Annotated in this window: 20 protein-coding genes; 17 read left to right on the forward strand and 3 right to left on the reverse strand. The window is 50.6% G+C overall.

Annotated elements, in window-relative coordinates:
* From dctP to AC6R0S_RS06535, 3 genes are all read left to right on the forward strand, one after another.
* The coding region (dctP, locus tag AC6R0S_RS06525; protein WP_500637487.1) for a TRAP transporter substrate-binding protein DctP at positions 1-899 on the forward strand (899 nt) is incomplete at its 5' end.
* Positions 900-1,015: 116 nt separating this feature from the next.
* Positions 1,016-1,630, forward strand: a complete 615-nt coding sequence (locus tag AC6R0S_RS06530) for a TRAP transporter small permease subunit (RefSeq protein ID WP_500637488.1) — start codon at positions 1,016-1,018, stop codon at positions 1,628-1,630.
* A gap of 10 nt (positions 1,631-1,640) precedes the next feature.
* Positions 1,641-3,050, forward strand: a complete 1,410-nt coding sequence (locus AC6R0S_RS06535; RefSeq protein WP_334552457.1) for a TRAP transporter large permease — start codon at positions 1,641-1,643, stop codon at positions 3,048-3,050.
* 80 nt (positions 3,051-3,130) lie between these two features.
* On the opposite strand, the gene AC6R0S_RS06540 is transcribed toward AC6R0S_RS06535, so the two are convergent.
* Complete coding sequence (locus AC6R0S_RS06540; protein ID WP_487901174.1) at positions 3,131-3,661, reverse strand: 3'-5' exonuclease; 531 nt, start codon at positions 3,659-3,661, stop codon at positions 3,131-3,133.
* Positions 3,662-4,010: 349 nt separating this feature from the next.
* Between AC6R0S_RS06540 and AC6R0S_RS06545 the strand changes: the two genes are divergently transcribed.
* From AC6R0S_RS06545 to AC6R0S_RS06590, 10 genes are all read left to right on the forward strand, one after another.
* A complete protein-coding gene (locus AC6R0S_RS06545; RefSeq protein ID WP_500637489.1) occupies positions 4,011-4,643 on the forward strand; it encodes a DUF2760 domain-containing protein in 633 nt (210 codons plus the stop codon).
* On the forward strand, positions 4,643-6,514 hold the full coding sequence (locus AC6R0S_RS06550; RefSeq protein WP_500637490.1) for an Hsp70 family protein: 1,872 nt from the start codon (positions 4,643-4,645) through the stop codon (positions 6,512-6,514). Before AC6R0S_RS06545 ends, AC6R0S_RS06550 begins: the two co-directional genes overlap by 1 nt.
* 74 nt (positions 6,515-6,588) lie before the next feature.
* Positions 6,589-9,408, forward strand: coding sequence for an Hsp70 family protein (locus AC6R0S_RS06555; RefSeq protein ID WP_500637491.1), 2,820 nt, complete (start codon positions 6,589-6,591; stop codon positions 9,406-9,408).
* A 45-nt stretch (positions 9,409-9,453) separates the two neighbouring features.
* Entirely contained in the window at positions 9,454-10,140 is a 687-nt protein-coding gene (locus tag AC6R0S_RS06560) for a DNA-3-methyladenine glycosylase I (RefSeq protein WP_500637492.1), read from the forward strand.
* A gap of 188 nt (positions 10,141-10,328) precedes the next feature.
* Positions 10,329-10,556, forward strand: coding sequence for a hypothetical protein (locus tag AC6R0S_RS06565; protein WP_334552463.1), 228 nt, complete (start codon positions 10,329-10,331; stop codon positions 10,554-10,556).
* An 87-nt stretch (positions 10,557-10,643) separates the two neighbouring features.
* Positions 10,644-11,192: a septation protein A gene (locus AC6R0S_RS06570; protein ID WP_500626151.1), complete on the forward strand. Its 549-nt coding sequence runs from the start codon at positions 10,644-10,646 to the stop codon at positions 11,190-11,192.
* 95 nt (positions 11,193-11,287) lie between these two features.
* Positions 11,288-11,683, forward strand: a complete 396-nt coding sequence (yciA, locus tag AC6R0S_RS06575; protein WP_334552465.1) for an acyl-CoA thioester hydrolase YciA — start codon at positions 11,288-11,290, stop codon at positions 11,681-11,683.
* Positions 11,684-11,773: 90 nt separating this feature from the next.
* Positions 11,774-12,070: a YciI family protein gene (locus tag AC6R0S_RS06580; protein ID WP_500628535.1), complete on the forward strand. Its 297-nt coding sequence runs from the start codon at positions 11,774-11,776 to the stop codon at positions 12,068-12,070.
* A gap of 5 nt (positions 12,071-12,075) precedes the next feature.
* A complete protein-coding gene (locus AC6R0S_RS06585; protein WP_487901245.1) occupies positions 12,076-12,474 on the forward strand; it encodes a GspS/AspS pilotin family protein in 399 nt (132 codons plus the stop codon).
* A 298-nt stretch (positions 12,475-12,772) separates the two neighbouring features.
* Positions 12,773-12,994, forward strand: coding sequence for a hypothetical protein (locus tag AC6R0S_RS06590; RefSeq protein ID WP_500626149.1), 222 nt, complete (start codon positions 12,773-12,775; stop codon positions 12,992-12,994).
* Here the strand turns inward: AC6R0S_RS06590 and AC6R0S_RS06595 are convergent.
* Positions 12,986-13,234: a DUF1289 domain-containing protein gene (locus tag AC6R0S_RS06595; RefSeq protein ID WP_500628533.1), complete on the reverse strand. Its 249-nt coding sequence runs from the start codon at positions 13,232-13,234 to the stop codon at positions 12,986-12,988. The genes AC6R0S_RS06590 and AC6R0S_RS06595 overlap by 9 nt on opposite strands.
* Before the next feature lie 171 nt (positions 13,235-13,405).
* Here AC6R0S_RS06595 and AC6R0S_RS06600 point away from each other — a divergent pair, with 171 nt between their 5' ends.
* Positions 13,406-13,852 carry an META domain-containing protein gene (locus AC6R0S_RS06600; RefSeq protein WP_500633771.1) on the forward strand — a complete coding sequence of 149 codons (447 nt, stop codon included), beginning with the start codon at positions 13,406-13,408 and terminating at the stop codon, positions 13,850-13,852.
* 122 nt (positions 13,853-13,974) lie between these two features.
* Here the strand turns inward: AC6R0S_RS06600 and AC6R0S_RS06605 are convergent, their stop codons facing one another.
* Positions 13,975-14,562 (reverse strand): TfoX/Sxy family DNA transformation protein, encoded by a 588-nt coding sequence (locus tag AC6R0S_RS06605; RefSeq protein WP_487901165.1) that lies wholly within the window; start codon positions 14,560-14,562, stop codon positions 13,975-13,977.
* Positions 14,563-14,936: 374 nt separating this feature from the next.
* Between AC6R0S_RS06605 and AC6R0S_RS06610 the strand changes: the two genes are divergently transcribed.
* The 3 genes from AC6R0S_RS06610 (at position 14,937) to AC6R0S_RS06620 (ending at position 17,449) form a co-directional block, all read left to right on the forward strand.
* Entirely contained in the window at positions 14,937-15,857 is a 921-nt protein-coding gene (locus AC6R0S_RS06610; RefSeq protein WP_500637493.1) for an HDOD domain-containing protein, read from the forward strand.
* Positions 15,858-15,877: 20 nt separating this feature from the next.
* A complete protein-coding gene (locus tag AC6R0S_RS06615; RefSeq protein WP_500630379.1) occupies positions 15,878-16,783 on the forward strand; it encodes a LysO family transporter in 906 nt (301 codons plus the stop codon).
* A gap of 153 nt (positions 16,784-16,936) precedes the next feature.
* The gene (locus AC6R0S_RS06620) at positions 16,937-17,449 is read left to right on the forward strand and encodes a hypothetical protein (RefSeq protein ID WP_334552474.1); all 513 of its coding nucleotides are present in this window, start codon (positions 16,937-16,939) and stop codon (positions 17,447-17,449) included.
* Positions 17,450-17,605: the final 156 nt, after the last annotated feature.

Genomic DNA, 17,605 nt, shown 5'->3' on the forward strand with positions numbered 1-17,605 from the left:
GCGCTTTTACCGAAAACGTCGAAAAGCTGGCTGAGCTGGTCGAGGCGAAAACCAACGGCGAGTTCAAGCTCAATATTTCTTACGGTGGCTTATCAAAAGCAAGAGAAAATCTCGATGGCATCTCTTTTGGCGCGTTTGAAATGGCGCAGTTTTGTGCCTTCTACCACGCAGACAAAAACCCCACCATCACGGTGGCAGAATTACCCTTCTCTCAAGATGTATCGCTTGGCCGCGTGAGCGAAATCTACATGGAACTGTTCAAGCATCCGGCCGTGGTTAAGGACCTCGCTCGCTGGAATGCCACGCTCCTTATGCCTACACCAATGCCGCAATACAACATCGTCAGTAAAGGCGATCCGCTAACGTCACTGGAAGACTTTGACGGTCTGCGTGTCCGCGGCCCGGGCGGTATTATGGGTGTGTTGAGTAAACTGGGCGCGATCAAAACCGGTGTTCCGTTTGCCGAAGTTCGTCAGTCCATGGACTCTAATGTTATCGATGCGGCTTCATTTGCGCCGCACGCGCATCTCGCCACCAACTCCTACAAAGTGGCGACGTGGGGCACCACCAACCTCAACTTAGGTTCTGCTAACTGTCCGGTGGTGGTCAACACCGAAGCGCTAGAGATGCTCAAACCCAGTCACCGCGAAGCGCTGATTGGTTCTGTGGACGAAGCGCTCGATTTCTACGTTCAAAACTACGAACAGAACACCACTGCAAAATACGAAACCGCAGTTAAAGCGCAAGGTTTGACCATGGTGACGTTCAACGCCGAACAAACCGAGCAGTTGAACACGCTCTCTGAGTCCGTACGTCAAGAGTGGGTGGCGCAGTACAAAGATCAGTTTGACTCTCAAGCGGTCCTTGATTTCACCGCCGGGTTATTCGCACAAAAGTAACTGAACACTAAGCTCGTTGGGCTCAATCTGAGCCCAACGTTTCCTGCTTCACCTTGATTTTATTTTGATGACGTAAATCGCTATTCGATGAATGTCTGAGACAAAAGGAGGCCGAAATGTCGGCTGCTGCGTCCGTACGAGAAGATCACTCTCTGCTCAGTCGAGTGGATCGCTGGTTGTTCCGTTTTGAATCGCTACTGAACTTACTCGGTGGCATCACCATATTTTTATTGGTTTTTCTTGCCACTGTGAACATCTTGGGCCGTTGGTTGTTTAGTGCCCCTATCAGCGGTTATGTGGATTGGGTGGAACAAGCGATGGCGTTTATCGCCTTTCTTGGCATTGCCTACACTCAGCGAATGGGTGGCCACATTCGCATGGATATTCTTGTCGGCCAGTTTCGCGGTCGATGGCTGTGGTTTACTGAACTGCTGACGACCGCGCTGATGCTGATGGTCACTTTCGTACTGATCTACGGCTCTTACCTGCATTTCTGGCGCGCTTACTCGATTGGCGACTCCTCACTCGACATCAATCTCCCCACGTGGCCAGCCAAATTAGTCGTCACTGCGGCGCTGTCGATTCTCGCCTTGCGTCTCTGTTTACAACTCTGGGGTTATGCACGTGCGCTAAGGCAAGGCGGCGACTCGCCAGTAGCCGTGCCTTTGATTGAGTCCGCTGCGGAAGTGGCGGCAAAAGAAGCTGAAAGTGTCAGCGGTCACGACAACTAGGAGCCTTATCTTGTCTGATTTATTTACTACGATGGGCAACATGGACAGTATCGAAATCGGTCTGTGGGTGTCCGGAGCCATGCTCCTGTTTGTTCTTCTCGGTGTGCGCGTCGCCTTTGCCGCTGCGATTGCGGGGTTTTTAGGTCTGGTTTGGATCTTTAGTGCCAAACTGGGTTTTGAGCGCGGCTTTATGGTTGCGATCAAAATGGCTGGCACCATCCCTCACTCTAAAGTGTCATCGCTGGCGCTCTCATTGATCCCAACCTTTATTCTGATCGGTTTTCTCGCGTATCACGCAGGTCTCACCAAATCATTGTTTGAGGCGGCGAAGCGTTGGGTGGGCTGGCTCCCAGGCGGCATGGGGGTGGCGACGGTTTTCTCTACCGCAGGTTTTGCCGCGGTGTCGGGAGCGTCTGTAGCCACCTCTGCAGTGTTTGCGCGTATCGCGGTCCCTGAAATGCTCAAACTCGGCTACGACAAGCGCTTTGCTGCAGGCGTGGTCGCCGCAGGTGGCACACTCGCTTCCTTGATCCCCCCTTCGGCTATTTTGGTAATTTACGCCATCATTGTTGAGCAAGATGTCGGCGCGCTGCTGATGGCGGGCTTTATTCCCGGATTGGTCTCGGCACTCATCTATGGCGGCTTAGTCATCTTCCTTGCGATGACGCGCAAAAACTTCGGTCCACCAGTGCGCGGCTACACTTGGAAACAGCGCATGGAGTCACTGCCTGCGGCTGCACCGATCTTCTTTGTTGTCGCCATCATCATGATCTGTATCTATGGTGGTGTGGGTACGCCCACCGAAGCAGGCGCGCTTGGCGCGACCGCCATTCTGTTTGTCGCACTCTATCACGGCAGTCGCTGGCAAGAGCTGAAAAGCTCAATGATGGAGACCGCGAAACTGTCGGCGATGATCTTCGCCATCATTTGGGGCGTGTTGATTTACGTGCGTTTTCTTGGCTTTGCCGATTTGCCGAGCGCCTTCTCAGACTGGATTGTCAGCCTTGAACAAAGCCCGATGCTGACACTGCTGCTTATCCTCTGCGCCTACGCCGTCCTTGGCATGTTTATGGACGCCATCGGCATGCTTTTGCTGACGTTACCTGTGGTCTATCCTGCCATTATTGCCTTAAACGGCGGAATGGATGTCGCCGCGGCAGACTCCGCCTTCGGTGTGTCTGGCATTGGCTGCGCAATCTGGTTTGGCATTATCGTGGTGAAAATGGCAGAGCTGTGTCTCATTACTCCACCGATTGGCTTGAACTGCTTTGTGGTGGCTGGCGTGCGCCCCGAGTGCTCAGTACAAGATGTCTTTCGCGGATGTACGCCATTTTTTGTCGCCGATGTCATTACCATCGCGGTATTGATCGCCTTCCCGAGCATCGTTCTTTGGTTACCGGAGTTGATTGGCTACGCGTAATCAACGCAAACAGGGAGCCTCGGCTCCCTGTTTGTTTCTCTCTATCGAATTGAATCTCGACACACGCTCAATCTCGCTATCTAGAGCATGGTCAACGCCAATTTGGCAAGGTTGTAGGCATCGACATAGCCTGAGTGCTGGCGCCCTTCCCAGTCAATGCCTTGACTTTCTTGTGCCGCGCGATGCCCAATACGTTTGTCTTTCAGGCGATGCTGAATTCGATACAGGGTCGCAAGGTTAATGAACTCTCTAAACGGCATCTCAATGCCTTTCTCTGCGCACTCTTTCGCAAGGATCTGGTCGTCTCGCCCCCATGAGGCATAAATCTTATTGCTACCGCCAAAGTTTTTAATCATCGACTTGATCACCTCGGCTAAAGGGCGACCTTGCTTATCAATTTTGCGCGGTGTGATGCCTGTCAGTTCCGCGCAAAACAGTGAAACTTCATCACGCTCGGGTTTGACATAGTATTGCGCTCGCTTAACCACCTCGCCTTTGGCCAAATCGATTTCCGCCAGACCAATTTCAATGATCTCGCCCGTGGTGCCGACACCGTTCTCATTCCAGCAACACATTTCCAAATCGAAACAGACTACTCGGTTGTGGTTCATGACTCGCCTTTAGGTTCGCTATTGTGACAGTAACAAAGCGCCGAATTCTACCCTAACTGGGCGCAAAACTCGACCTCGCGCTGACTAGCATTGCATCGCTTAAACCGATTTGGCGCGATTTTATTTGCTGTTTCTGCGCCCGTTTTCACCATTCATTACGTTGGCATGGTTAAAAAGAGAGCAAATACATCGCCAAATCTGGTGCGAGTTTGCTTTGACACAAGCGGTTTCACTTGAATGTGTTATATTTGCCCCAATTTCATGTCAAATGATTGTGCCGCTGCCAAGGCAGCCAACACAGGCAGCCGTGTTTAGCTCGGCGCAAAATTTAGTTTCCAAGAGAATGATTATGACTTTCGATTTACAAATGATTCCTCAAACCTTCGACATGCTTCATGCCGGATTAACCGCCTCAAGCGTTCTACTGTTACTTGTTGCGGTTTCACGCAAGTCTAAGGTGATTGAGAAAATGGTTGAAAAGCCCGTTGAGAAAATTGTCGAGATAGAAAAGCCGGTCGAGAAAATCGTCGAAGTTGAAAAAGTCGTTGAAGTCGAAAAGATCGTTGAGAAAGTGGTGGAAGTGGAGTCAAAACTGGCCACGGCGTCAACCGATTCCGCGATGCAGTTGCTTTCATTGTTACAACAAGAAGCGCGTTTAATTGACTTCCTCAAAGAAGACGTCAGTGCGTTTTCTGATGAAGAAGTTGGCGCTGCTGCGCGCGTCATTCACAGCGGCGGGCAAAAAGTACTCGCAGAGTACGTGACCCTTGAGCCGATACGTCAAGAAGAGGAAGAGAGCCGCATTACTGTGGAAGACGGCTTTGATCCGCAAAAGGTTCGTCTAACAGGCAACGTGACCGGCCAAGCGCCGTTCCATGGCACTTTGGTCCACAAAGGCTGGAAAGCCAGCGCGATGACGCTGCCTAAGTTGGCGGATCACTATGATGCGTCGATCATTGCACCAGCAGAGGTGGAGCTGTAATGGAACAGACAACAAACGCACCGACCTTCAGTGTCGGTATTGACTTAGGCACGACTCACTGTGTCATGTCGTTTGTTGATACGCGCGTCGAAGATGCGCGTGTCGAGGTGATGGCCATTCCACAATTGACTGCCCCGGGCACGGTAGAATCCCATACTCAACTGGGTTCGTTTCTCTATCAGCCCCATGAGCATGAGATGAACCCTGCTGCGCGCGTTCTTCCTTGGTCTTCAGAACCTAAAGCCTTGGTTGGTGCTATTGCTCGTAACCTCGGTGCCAAAACCCCGATTCGCTTAGTGGCCAGTGCCAAATCTTGGCTTTGTCACGGCGGCGTAAACCGTCGCGACGCGTTTTTGCCCGCAGGTAGCCCGGAAGAGGTCGAGAAGGTCTCGCCTTTGCGTGCGACTGAGCTCTACCTTGAGCACCTCAAAGCGGCGTGGAATCATCGCCATCCTCAGTACCCGCTAGAAGAGCAAGACGTAACCTTAACGGTGCCCGCCTCGTTTGACCCTGCCGCGCGCGATTTAACGGCGGAAGCGGCGCGTCATGTGGGCCTCACACACCTCACACTGCTTGAGGAGCCTCAAGCGGCGCTCTACAACTGGATAGACAACAGCCAAGACGCTTGGCGTGATGAAGTCGAAGTCGGTGATGTGGTTCTGGTGGTCGATATTGGCGGCGGTACCACGGATTTGTCTCTGGTTGAAGTGACCGAAGAAGAGGGTAACCTCGCGCTAAACCGCATCGCGGTGGGCGAGCATATCCTCCTCGGCGGTGACAACATGGATCTGGCCCTCGCCTATCGATTAAAGATGAAACTTGCCCAAGAAGGCAAAGAGCTGCAACCTTGGCAAGTTCAAGCCATGACTCACGCCTGTCGTGATGCGAAAGAAGCGTTGCTCAACGATGCGGATCTGGCGAGCATGCCGATTGTCGTGCCGAGTCGAGGCTCAAAACTATTGGGCGCGACACTCAAAACAGAACTCACTCAGCAAGAAGTGCAGCAAACACTGGTGGATGGCTTCTTCCCGCAAGTAGGGATTGATGAGCACCCGGTTCAACGTGCGCGCGGCGCATTGACCCAAATGGGTCTGCCGTACGCCCAAGATGCGGGTATCACTCGTCACATTGCGGCTTTTCTCGTCAAACAAGCAGGCGCACAAAGTGGCCAACATGAGTCAGAGAGTGCCATGCCATTTGCTGGTATTCCGGGTATGGACCCTGCTCCGCTTAGCTTTATCAAACCTACGGCGCTGCTGTTCAACGGTGGCGTATTGAAGTCGCCTCTTTTGGCAGAACGTCTTGAGAGCACACTCAATAATTGGCTCACTGAGGCCAATGCGCCTGCGGCCAAGCGATTGACTGGTGTCGACCTTGATCTGGCGGTTGCCAGCGGCGCAGCCTACTATGGCGCGGTGCGTCGTGGTCAAGGCGTGCGTATTCGCGGTGGTATCGCCTCAAGCTTTTATGTCGGTATCGAAAGTGCCATGCCAGCTATACCAGGGATGGCACCGCCGATGGAAGCACTGTGTGTGGCACCTTTTGGTATGGAAGAAGGCTCAAGCGTGGATGTACCTAGCCAAGCCTTTGGTTTGATCATTGGCCAGCCGGTCAACTTCCAGTTCTTCGGTTCTACCGTGCGTCGAGACGATCTGGCCGGTACTCACCTTGACCATTGGGGACCCGATGAGCTCGAAGAGCTGCCGGAGATTCAGGTCACGCTGCCCGTCTCTGAAGGTCGTAGAGAAGGCGAAGTGGTGCCCGTCACCCTCTCTTCACGGGTCACTGAGCTCGGTACTTTGTATCTTGAAGCCATTGCCAATGATAACGGCCAAAAATGGCACGTTGAATTTGACGTACGCGAAGAATAATCCCATAACGGCATCCCTTGGATGCCGTTTTTACTCTGATTTCAACCTATCTGCACATTGAAAAGGTTTTCAACATGACCACGGCTCGTTATTTAGTGGGTATCGATCTTGGCACCACCAATACTGTGGTGGCGTATTGTGAAATCACCGCGGATCTCAACGCCTCCCCAGTGGCGCTGTTCGATATAGACCAGTTGATTGGTCCCGGTGAGGTGGTGCGTAAACCGCTGCTGCCCTCTTTTCGCTATCATCCCGCGAAGGGGCAGATTGGCGAGCGCGATTTGACGTTACCATGGGAACATCAGCCAGTCTCTGGCGATATGGATCAGGTCATTATTGGCGAATGGGCCCGTGAGCTTGGCGCGAAAGTGGAAGGTCGCCAAGTGGCCAGCGCTAAAAGCTGGCTCTCTCATCAAGGCGTCGACCGCCGCTCTGACATATTACCTTGGGCGGGCGCCAATGACGTCACCAAAGTGTCCCCCTTAATTGCGAGCGCCAGTTACCTCAATCATATACGTCAAGCTTGGAATCACCGCCATCCGAGTGACCCGCTTGAAGCGCAAGATGTGGTGATCACCGTACCGGCCTCCTTTGATGAAACTGCGCGGAAATTGACTCTCGAAGCCGCCGAACTCGCAGGGTTAGACAAGGTGGTACTCCTCGAAGAGCCGCAAGCGGTCTGCTATGACTGGTATGCACGTCATCAAGAAAACGCCGCCGACGCGCTATCGAACGTACCTTTGATTCTCGTCTGTGATGTCGGTGGTGGCACCACGGATTTGAGTTTAATCTCCGCACAAGTCAGTGACGACCATGCGCTGACATTAAACCGCATTGGTGTGGGCGAGCACTTGATGCTCGGCGGAGATAACCTCGATCTCGCCCTAGCCCATTTGGCGGAGCAGCGTCTAAACAGCGGTAAAAAACTCAATGCGGCGTCGCTGTCCAAATTAATTCAGCAGACGCGCAGCGCCAAAGAGCAGTTGCTGAGTCGCCAAGCGCCCAATGATGTCAAAATCACCATGCTAGGCAGTGGCTCTAAGCTGCTTGGCGGCACTAAAAGTGTGGCGCTTGGCAAAGATGAAGTACACCAAATTGCGCTGGAAGGTTTTTTCCCACTCAGTGACATCAACGAGGGCCCAGACAAACGCCGCAGCGCTGTCGTCGAGTTCGGACTGCCCTATGTTTCCGATCCTGCGGTGAGTAAACATGTCGCCGCTTTCTTGCAGCAACATCAAAGTGTCGCTCTTGACGCACTCAAACACACATTAAGCACAGCACCAGACAACACGCCGGCCGTCCCGGTTGGCTTGCTACTCAATGGCGGTGTTTTTAACAGTGAACTTATCAGCGAACGATTGGAGACGCTGCTTAGCCAATGGCGCGGCGAGCCTGTCCGACTGCTGGACAACCCACACCCCGATTGGGCAGTGGCGCTGGGCGCCGTGGCATTTGGTAAAGCGCGCCGCGGTGCACAACTTAAGATCGGCGGCGGAGTCGCACGTTCCTATTTCCTCCATTTACCAGACAAACAACGTTTGGGCCATGCACTGTGCTTATTGGCCAAGGGCTCAGAGGAAGGCCAGGAAATCCGACTCACAGGACGTCGCTTTTCCCTGACTCTTGGCGAGCCGGTACGCTTCAATCTTCTGACTTCAACCCATGATCGCATTCGCGACGATCAAGCGTTGCAAAATGGAGTGATGGTTGACGTTGACCCTGACAAGCTTTCGCCTTTGCCTCCTTATGTCGTGACACTGGACAGTCAAGGGGCACAGTTGCACGCCAATCAAAAAGAGCGGGTCGAAGTTCAACTGGCGTGCCAACTGACCGAAGTCGGTACATTGAAGATGGAGTGTGTGAGCGTCGCAGACGAGCAGCAACGGTGGGCAGTGGAATTTGAAGTTCGTCATCAAAAAGAAGAACAGAAATCACACAGCCTGCACCCGAACTTACCGCACTGCCAAGCACTGATCAGCAAACTCTACAGCGCGAATAAAAAAAGTGCGGAGGAGGCGGACATTCGCACCTTGAGTAAATCCCTTGAACGTCAACTGGGCAAACGCGATGAGTGGGACTTCACCACGCTTCGGCAGCTGTTTGACACCTTGGCTCAAGGAAGAAAGCGTCGCCGCCGCTCAGAAGCACACGAGAAACAGTGGTTACGTTTGGCTGGCTATACGCTACGCCCCGGCTTTGGCGATGTCACCGATGATTGGCGGATCGAGCAAGTGTGGGGGCTCTACTCGCAAGCGATTCAATTTAAAAATCACCAAGGCTGGACGGATTGGTGGGTGTTCTGGCGCCGAGTGGCTGGCGGACTCAATCTAGAGCAGCAAGAGCAACTGCTCGCCGATATTGCTAAGTACCTGCATCCCGGTGCGATGAAAAACCCGCAATCGGCCAAAACCGCGCAAGAGATGGGGTATGAGTCGATGGTGAGACTGGCCGCCTCTTTGGAACATTTAGAGGTGGAAGATAAGACGCTGCTGGCCAACTGGTTTTTAAGCAATGCGCTCAATCAAAACCAGTTCAACGATGCCCACTGGTGGGCGCTAGGCCGCCTTGCTTCCCGCACTCCGCTCTATGGCAGTGCGCACAATGTGATTGCTCGGGAGCAGATTCAGCAATGGCTGCCCACCTTGCTTGACCAGCCTTGGCAACAAGATCGCATGGTGGCCTTTGCAGCCGTAATGATGTGCCGTAAAACCGGCGATCGCCAGCTCGATATCTCAGACGAATTTCGCGCCGAGGTCGTCGCGAAACTTAAACAAAGCAAGTTGCCTGAAGCTTGGATAACCCTGGTTGAGTACGTTAGCGAACTGTCAGACACAGAGTCAAAACGCGTGTTTGGTGACGCACTGCCGCACGGGTTAACGCTGATTAAATCGTGATCGCTGAGCGTCATTGGCTCAGCGCTAAACACAAGGAATCATGGTATGACGATTGAAAAATTTACCCACATTGAGGCGCGAGCAGCAGCGCGAAAAGGCGGCATCACGCAGTTGGAATCTCTGCTCTCTCACCCGCTTTCTCGTGACGAAATTGCCGCGATACCCAACGATCGTTGGCTTTCCGCCTTTAGCATGAAGGTGTTTCAAAGTGGCATCAGTTGGAAAGTCGTGCACAACAAGTGGCCAAACTTTGAAGAGGTCTTCTTTGGGTTCAACATAGAACGGCTATTGATGCTAGGTGATGAGCATTGGGATGCAAAGTCTGAGGATGCGCGTATCATTCGCCATCACGCGAAAGTGAAATCGATACAAGCCAACGCACAAATGATCTACGAGGCTTCATTGCAACACGGACCGTTTGGTCAGATGGTCGCGCAGTGGCCAAGTGAGCGTATCACCGAGCTTTGGGGGTACTTAAAAACTCATGGACAGCGTCTAGGCGGCAACACTGGTCCTTACACCCTGCGCCAAATGGGGGTTGACACCTTCATTCTCTCCAGCGATGTAGAAGCCTATTTGCGCCAATGCAAAATCATTGAAGGAGGCAAAGACACTAAGCGCTCGTTACAGGCCGCCAGTGACGCATTCACTCAATGGCAGCAAGAGAGCGGACGCAGCCTCACACAAATCAGTCAGATCATCGCATTCAGCACCGGCGACAACCGAATTTAATCTCAATTTGGTTCGCAATTTGAGACGTGCCAGTTTTATGACATATGCACTCTGGCACTCATCTTATAATTCAAAGAGATAGACCTCATCGACAAGTTGGCACTCTCTATGCTTCGTCTCTACTAGTTCTAGACAAGGTTGAGTGAGGCATAGCCACACTGTGACCAGAGTGAAAAACGAGGTCTGTTATGGAACATCATCGCCACACCTATTATCGCTTAATCCACCACGGTATTAAGACCCTAGTTCAAGACCGATTCGGCCACTACAGCGAACTCGAATATCACGAGTACCTTAATGTGATGACCGGTAAATCGAGCTGCTTTGCCATGAGTGACGAGGAGTTGCTGTTTACGGTTGAGAGCCTGCGCGAAGAGGGCTATTTAGAGGACTTCAAACGACAGCTACCCCACTGAGTTGTTTCAGATTGTCACTAAGCCCTATGTCCGACGCTTGAATTTGGTTAGACTTAGGGCAATTTTACCCAATCATAGAATTTAGATATGAAACAATTGCTCGACTTCATTCCGCTGATCATCTTTTTCGCGCTGTATAAAATGGTCGACATCTACGCTGCCACCGGCGCTTTGATAGTCGCGACCGCTATCCAGATTGCCATTACTTATTTCGTCTACAAAAAAGTCGAGAAAATGCAGTTGATCACCTTTGTGATGGTTGCGGTATTCGGGGGCATGACCATCTTCCTGCACGATGACAATTTTATTAAGTGGAAGGTGACGATTGTCTACGCCGTTTTCGCGATTGGACTCGCGGTGAGCCACGCCATGGGCAAATCGGCGATCAAAGGCATGCTTGGTAAAGAGATCACTCTGCCCGACAGCGTGTGGGCTAAAGTCACATGGGCTTGGGTCGGCTTCTTTGCTTTCTGCGCCGCACTCAATATCTACGTCGCCTATGAGCTGCCGCTTGATGTCTGGGTTAACTTCAAGGTGTTCGGCCTTTTGGCGGCCACCTTTGGCTTTACGCTGCTTACAGGCGTCTACATCTACAAACAAATGCCTAAAGATGAGTCAAACACCAGCAACTCATAAGCTGACTTCACAGCGCAAAGTTTGCTAAACTGTTGACTTTCCAATTTAACAGCGGCCTCCCCGGTCGCTGTTTTGTTTGTCGATGTCCGCAAAATATGAACAACACCTACAATGCCCCAAAGGGCCAACTACTCCTAAGAACGTTAGCTATGCCAGCCGACACCAACGCCAACGGTGATATTTTTGGCGGTTGGATCATGTCTCAACTCGACCTTGCTGGTGGGATCCTAGCAAAAGAGATTTCCAGTGGCCGAATTGTGACAGTCTCGGTCTCTAGCATTACCTTTAAAAAGCCCGTCCGCGTCGGTGACGTGGTCTGCTGCTACGGCGAATGTAAAAAGATTGGCCGCAGTTCGATGAGCATTGATTTGCAAGTGTGGGTCAAGCCCGTCAAAGAGCACGGCGTTGAAGACAGATACATGGTCTGTGATGCCACATTCAACTATGTAGCGATTGATAGCGAAGGGCGACCTCGTGCAATAGAGCGATGATTCGCTTCACAAATTGTTAGTGTCGGCGCGTCGTTTTCGCCACACTTAAGGTACATTAATTCCCTATTCCACACGATAAGGATTTTGACTATGTGGTACGTCATTTTTTCTCAAGACGTTGAAGATTCACTCGAAAAACGCTTAAGTGTCCGTCCTGCGCATTTAGAACGCTTGCAAGCGCTGCAAGACGAAGGCCGACTGTTAACCGCCGGCCCTATGCCTGCCATCGATTCAGAGAATCCAGGTGAAGCTGGCTTTACAGGTTCAACCGTCATCGCCGAATTTGACAGTTTAGAGCAAGCGCAATCCTGGGCGGATGCCGACCCTTACGTTACCGCTGGGGTCTATCAGTCTGTTATCGTTAAACCCTTTAAAAAAGTGTTTTAGTGGTCATGGCTATCCTGCGCCGCTCGGCGGCTTTGCTCGGGCTAATGGTAATGACGCTCGCGGGCTGTTCATCCAATGCGGAAAAGCAACGTAACCTCGAATTGCTTGCAGAGAACCGCGCGAGCGTGCTCTCTGCCGAACTACCACTTGAGGCGGGGCCACTCTCCATCTTGCGAGCAAGCGCAAGTGGGACGACGATTGAAATCATGATGGTCTACAATACGGATGCTCGAGGCGCAAAACCCGCTTCACAACTGCTCAACCAAAGTATCAATGTCTACTGCACTAACCCAGACACCAAAGCCAATATGGAAGTCGGACTGAGTTATCGCATCAAGATTCGTAATACTCGCGGTCAGTTAATGATCGATGAATTGATTACGTCGCAGCGTTGCCAATCCTAACAACAACGCCTATCCAACGCCTTGCTTATCGCAAGGCGTTTTTGATTGCCCCTCACCCAAAAGTTGATTGCGTTAAGCAAAATAAATTATGAACTTTTTATTTCAATCACGGAGACTCAAGCGAGAAACAGAAGGCTAACTATTCCCGATGGTTACCTCATGATGTCTCTCTTTTGACCCACTCTAAAACACATTTTTTTTGAGAAATTTCCTCGATTCATCCCTTCGGCGCATTGACGTTTTTTTAACCAGTAACTAATTTTTCATATTAGTGTCATAACCGTGGAGGATCGCCCAAATGAAACGTGCTAGTAACTCGTACCGTCTGCAACTGATTAAAGAAGTCGCAACTCGGCAAGAACGCTTACACAGCGGCGATCCCATGGTGAACCATATCCAGCACATGTTAGATGCAAAACCCAAAGCCGATGCCTCCCCTGAGACAAATCGACGCTTTATCGGCTGTCATTTTGACGAACATGCTGGTGGTTGGGTGAGTGACCAGTGGGGACTAAAATAACGATTGTTGCGGATCGACAGGAGGCTCAGGTGGTGATGCGTCTGAGCCCTGTTTCTTGATTTTTCGCAGGTAGCGCTGACGGCAGAGCTTGATCACATGCAACTGCTGAGCGGGCGACATCGACAACCAGTTGAAACGTTCCTCACGCTTTCTCATGCACCCCTGACAATAGCCACGTTCGTCCACGGTACACACACCAACGCAAGGACTGGGGACTTGAAAAAACTCGAGCTGCTCCATAGTACGCCTTAATTCACTCTGTCCGCTGCAACTTGGCTTGTTGATCGCAAAGATAGTGAACAACCGCCGCTAAACTATGACTCACTTCTGACATTAACCGCTTGGTTTGCATTATACTTTCGCCAAGCACCGTCGCGTTTTGCGACACGTTTGATTTTTGGAGTTGATATCATGAAGCTTAGTCTAAAAACGCTATTTGCCGCAACCGCACTGCCCTTCGTCGTGACAGCGTGTGCAAGCAGTCAAGACGCCCCTACCCCAATAACAACGCAAGATCTTCAGCACCACAACTGGGAACTGCTCGCTATCGACGGTCAAGCCATCAGCCTTGAAGAAGGTGAATCTACACCGCGTCTTGAAATCGGTGAGAAAATGACAGCGAACGGCCATGCTGGATGTAACAACTTCTTTGGTCAAGGTGAGTTAAAAGACAACCAGTTCCGCATTGAAAAAATGGGGATGACAATGAAGATGTGTGGTGATGACGCCATGCAAGTTGAGCAAGCCTTCTCACAAACACTGTCGGATTGGAGTGAAATGACTCTCACCAACCAAGGACTGGAGTTAAAAGGGGCTGCGCATACGCTCACATTCAAGCTCAATGACTGGAAAAACTGACCGAGTGTCGGTCTAGACATCGTTTGAACAGCAGATACATGAACGCCCCTCCAATTAGGAGGGGCGTTTTGTTTGGCTAATGTCTGAAACTGACTGCTATCCGCTCTTCAAGGCATCATGCGCTAACGGCAACTCTCCAACAGTTGCTGTTTGCGCGGCTCTTGAATGAGTTTCCAATGAATGCCGTCGATAGCGCCAGCAAACTTCCACAGCAGTTTCACATCCACATCGCTGCCGTACGCTTTCTTCACTTTGGCGTAGACCGTCGGCGCGCCGAGCTTGACGAAAGTATCCACATCATCGATGCCGGCTTTTTTCACCATTCGCTCCAACGTCAATTGCATGTTGGGCAAATCACGCAAGCGTTTATTGGTGGGAGACAATCTCAATTTTCTTGCCGCCAGCGCACCGTCGAGTGAACGATGAATTAATCGGTCAAGCTGAGGGTGCTCGCTCTCGAACAATCCAGTGATGTCGTAATAATTGACCGTCGCGGTGGTTTGCTTTTTCACATGAACGTATTTTTCACAGCCCAATGACATGAGACGTTGGTCAAGTGATGAACCACCACGCAAATAGATGGTGTTATCGCTGATCAGCACGAACATGGCGTCATCTTTAAACAGCCCTACGCCGCCAAACATTGCACGCTTATAGTAGTCGCCAAACTTAGCGATATATTGAATGAACAATTGCTCTGTCATATCCATTGATCCTTAATCTAAAAACCCCGATTAGTAGTGATCACCAGATAGCAGCAGAAGAAAGCGAAAAAAGGAGTGTCAATCAAACGTTAGAGCTATATTTGTATTTGTTTGACTCACGACACTTAATCAGATGATAGTTAACGACGCAAAATAAGTCCGTGCCCAGTTCACATTTTTTAAATGTAACTAGGCGCATAATCGGTTTTGGGGTGGTCAAAAGCTATTCAGAGTGAGGGCAACATCGCTTTTTGTGCAAGATCACTGCGCAGCGAAAACAAACCGCGCTCCCAGTTCAATAGAAAAACGCAGTTCAGCAATTGCTAATCCAGACGCATCAACGGTAAACTGTGACGAGCGAACAAAAATAATGACAACGTATGAACCACTTATCTTTCTATTGGCTTCCAGAAAATAAAGAGCTCCTCATTCAAGGGATTGAATCTGAGTTTTCTGAGATGATCGAAAAAGCGATCAAATCGCGCAAAATTGCTCTGCCTCCGATCCCAGACGTTGTGCTCAAAATTCAGAAGCTCTGTACGTCAGACACCACAACGGTACTCAATATCGCCGACGCACTACTCGAAGACCCAGGCCTTGCCGCTGTGGTTATCCGCGTGGCCAACTCTGTGATCTTTAATCGGCGTAACATCACGTGCACCGATATTGTTACCGCCGTGTCACGTTTAGGGATATTTCGCGTTCGCGATATTGTCACTGCACAAGCCATTGAACAACTCAAGCACAACGTCAACCTAAGTAAAAACTGTAAGCGCATGTTGGTCAATAGCGCCGCCAACTCCCGTGAATTAGCCGCGACTATGGTCATGGTCGTTAAAGGCTTTCAGGAATCAGGCGAAAACTACTACGCCCACTTAGAGAGCGACAAAGCACTTCTGGCCGGTTTGCTTGCAGACATTGGCCTGTTCTGCATCGTAAATGAGTACCATCACTACCTTGAGCAAGGCAACTACCTTAACGAGCAGATCGCATTTCAGATTTTCGACAACCAGTGCGCCAATGCCAGTAAATTGGTGCTCGAGACTTGGGGGTTTGACAACGACTTCCTCGAAGTCTCAGCTAATCATAAAATCGCTCAAGTGACTCATGCCGTGAGTTATCTCGATGTAGCGAGAATGGCCAATCATATATTAATGTTCCGCAGGCATGATGAAAACCTAGATGAACATGTGGTCGAATTTGATATTACCGGCGCAGATATACTGTACAAGTTGACTAATATGAGTGATAGTGAGTTCAATACTCAAATAGGCGAATTGATGAACGCCAGCGGCTTATAAAGTTCAACACAGGAAGTACCATGTTCTCAGGGATGTTGTTTATTTTTACCCCACTTTTTGTGGGGTATTTCATTTCTATTTCTAATCCTGCTCGACTGCAAACCATTAATACCACTACGTCCAATCTGATTTACGTCATATTAAGTCTGATGGGGCTGAGCTTAGCAGCGCTGGATAATTTGGGAACCAATCTACAAATTATCCTGAAATTCACTGCGGTCTTTTTTTGTAGCCTGAGCGCCGCTAATCTTTGCGTGTTGCCATTGATCGATAAACTGATGCCACTAAAAACAGACAGCGCATCGCATAAAGTGCCGCTGCTGCAAATGGCGCTCGAATCCGCAAAGTTGATCCTTGTAGTGGGGGGTGGACTATTAGTTGGATTAGTGGTGTCGATGGATCTCAGCTGGGTGGATACCGCAAGCGAGTGGATCCTCTTTTTGCTGCTGTTTTTTATTGGCATTCAACTGCGCAATAGCGGCTTGACCCTGCGCCAAATCCTGTTGAACAAGCACGGCATGTTGATCGCTTGTGCCATCATCTCCAGCTCTATGGTGGGCGGTCTGATTGCCGCTTGGATTCTCGAGATTGATTGGTATCGAGGTCTCGCTATGGCGTCCGGCTTTGGCTGGTACTCTTTAGCCGGCATCTTGATGGGGGACGCCTTTGGCCCTATCTACGGCGGCGCGTCCTTTATGATTGAGTTGCTGCGAGAATTGATTGCATTGGTGCTGATCCCCCTCTTTATTCGTACTAAACCTTGTACGGCAATCGGCTACGCGGGTGCAACGGCGATGGACTTCACCTTGCCAGTCATCCAAACCACCGGCGGCGTGCGCTGCGTGCCTGTAGCTATTGTCAGTGGCTTTATTCTTAGCCTATTAGTCCCGGTCATGATGCTGTTCTTTGTCTCACTTGCAGGTTAGATCGCAGGAATGCCAGAAACAATCCACTATATTGTCCCTTTGCTTCGTCCATCCGAGTGAAGGAAACCCGTTCGGCACCTAATGATGACGATGCCGAGATGAAAGGCCAATCAAAGAAGTTGGCCCAAAGAATACGTCTTTAAAGGAATGCTTATGAAACGCACCATTGTCGCCCTCGCACTCGCTGCTACCTCCCATTTCGCGTTGGCAGCAGACAACGCTTGCCTAGAAAAAAAATACGACGCTTATATCGATGCGTCTTTGCATTGGTATGAAGATTTGTCTCAGCTTACCTCAGAGCAATACCCAGAGTTGACCGAAGTCAGTGAGTGGTTCCTACAAGGGCGCCAGCATCACTTTGAGCTTAATCGCGCTGCGGTGAAATACTATCTAGAGCATGACGCCTCAAAAGTGGCGACTGCGCAGCCAGTAGAAGCGTGGTTGCAGCTTGATCAAAAAGACATCAAGGTACTGACCTCGCGCAGTGACGAGCTAGGCCAATTAGCGAGCGTGACGTTTAATGATCGCCAAGCCAAGCCGCACGAGAAAAACTACGAGCTACGCTCTGCGTTTGCCGATTTACTGAGCCACCCAACCAAAATTGATGCAGCGCTCAAGCGCTACAATCAATCGATTCAAGCGCTTGAATCGATTGATTGTCAGTAAACCGAATCTCGTCTGTACTCACTCGTTAACATTCACGCTATTACCGGCATCTGTGACTGAGTGATGCAAACTGAGATCCATCAATTAAAACGGGACTTTGTGCCCGTTTTCGTTTAGATTGTCGCGCTTGCAACAAAAAATATTAGAGCAATGTAG

The sequence above is a fragment of the Vibrio sp. R15-SG3-ISO1B genome (assembly GCF_059833835.1).

Bases quoted from the DNA above. Each gene is read 5' to 3' on its own strand.
- AC6R0S_RS06530 (WP_500637488.1), top strand. From the start codon at position 1,016: ATGTCGGCTGCTGCGTCCGTACGAGAAGATCACTCTCTGCTCAGTCGA.
- AC6R0S_RS06540 (WP_487901174.1), bottom strand. From the start codon at position 3,661: ATGAACCACAACCGAGTAGTCTGTTTCGATTTGGAAATGTGTTGCTGG.
- AC6R0S_RS06545 (WP_500637489.1), top strand. From the start codon at position 4,011: ATGACTTTCGATTTACAAATGATTCCTCAAACCTTCGACATGCTTCAT.
- AC6R0S_RS06550 (WP_500637490.1), top strand. From the start codon at position 4,643: ATGGAACAGACAACAAACGCACCGACCTTCAGTGTCGGTATTGACTTA.
- AC6R0S_RS06555 (WP_500637491.1), top strand. From the start codon at position 6,589: ATGACCACGGCTCGTTATTTAGTGGGTATCGATCTTGGCACCACCAAT.
- AC6R0S_RS06560 (WP_500637492.1), top strand. From the start codon at position 9,454: ATGACGATTGAAAAATTTACCCACATTGAGGCGCGAGCAGCAGCGCGA.
- AC6R0S_RS06565 (WP_334552463.1), top strand. From the start codon at position 10,329: ATGGAACATCATCGCCACACCTATTATCGCTTAATCCACCACGGTATT.
- AC6R0S_RS06570 (WP_500626151.1), top strand. From the start codon at position 10,644: ATGAAACAATTGCTCGACTTCATTCCGCTGATCATCTTTTTCGCGCTG.
- yciA (WP_334552465.1), top strand. From the start codon at position 11,288: ATGAACAACACCTACAATGCCCCAAAGGGCCAACTACTCCTAAGAACG.
- AC6R0S_RS06580 (WP_500628535.1), top strand. From the start codon at position 11,774: ATGTGGTACGTCATTTTTTCTCAAGACGTTGAAGATTCACTCGAAAAA.
- AC6R0S_RS06585 (WP_487901245.1), top strand. From the start codon at position 12,076: ATGGCTATCCTGCGCCGCTCGGCGGCTTTGCTCGGGCTAATGGTAATG.
- AC6R0S_RS06590 (WP_500626149.1), top strand. From the start codon at position 12,773: ATGAAACGTGCTAGTAACTCGTACCGTCTGCAACTGATTAAAGAAGTC.
- AC6R0S_RS06595 (WP_500628533.1), bottom strand. From the start codon at position 13,234: ATGGAGCAGCTCGAGTTTTTTCAAGTCCCCAGTCCTTGCGTTGGTGTG.
- AC6R0S_RS06600 (WP_500633771.1), top strand. From the start codon at position 13,406: ATGAAGCTTAGTCTAAAAACGCTATTTGCCGCAACCGCACTGCCCTTC.
- AC6R0S_RS06605 (WP_487901165.1), bottom strand. From the start codon at position 14,562: ATGGATATGACAGAGCAATTGTTCATTCAATATATCGCTAAGTTTGGC.
- AC6R0S_RS06610 (WP_500637493.1), top strand. From the start codon at position 14,937: ATGAACCACTTATCTTTCTATTGGCTTCCAGAAAATAAAGAGCTCCTC.
- AC6R0S_RS06615 (WP_500630379.1), top strand. From the start codon at position 15,878: ATGTTCTCAGGGATGTTGTTTATTTTTACCCCACTTTTTGTGGGGTAT.
- AC6R0S_RS06620 (WP_334552474.1), top strand. From the start codon at position 16,937: ATGAAACGCACCATTGTCGCCCTCGCACTCGCTGCTACCTCCCATTTC.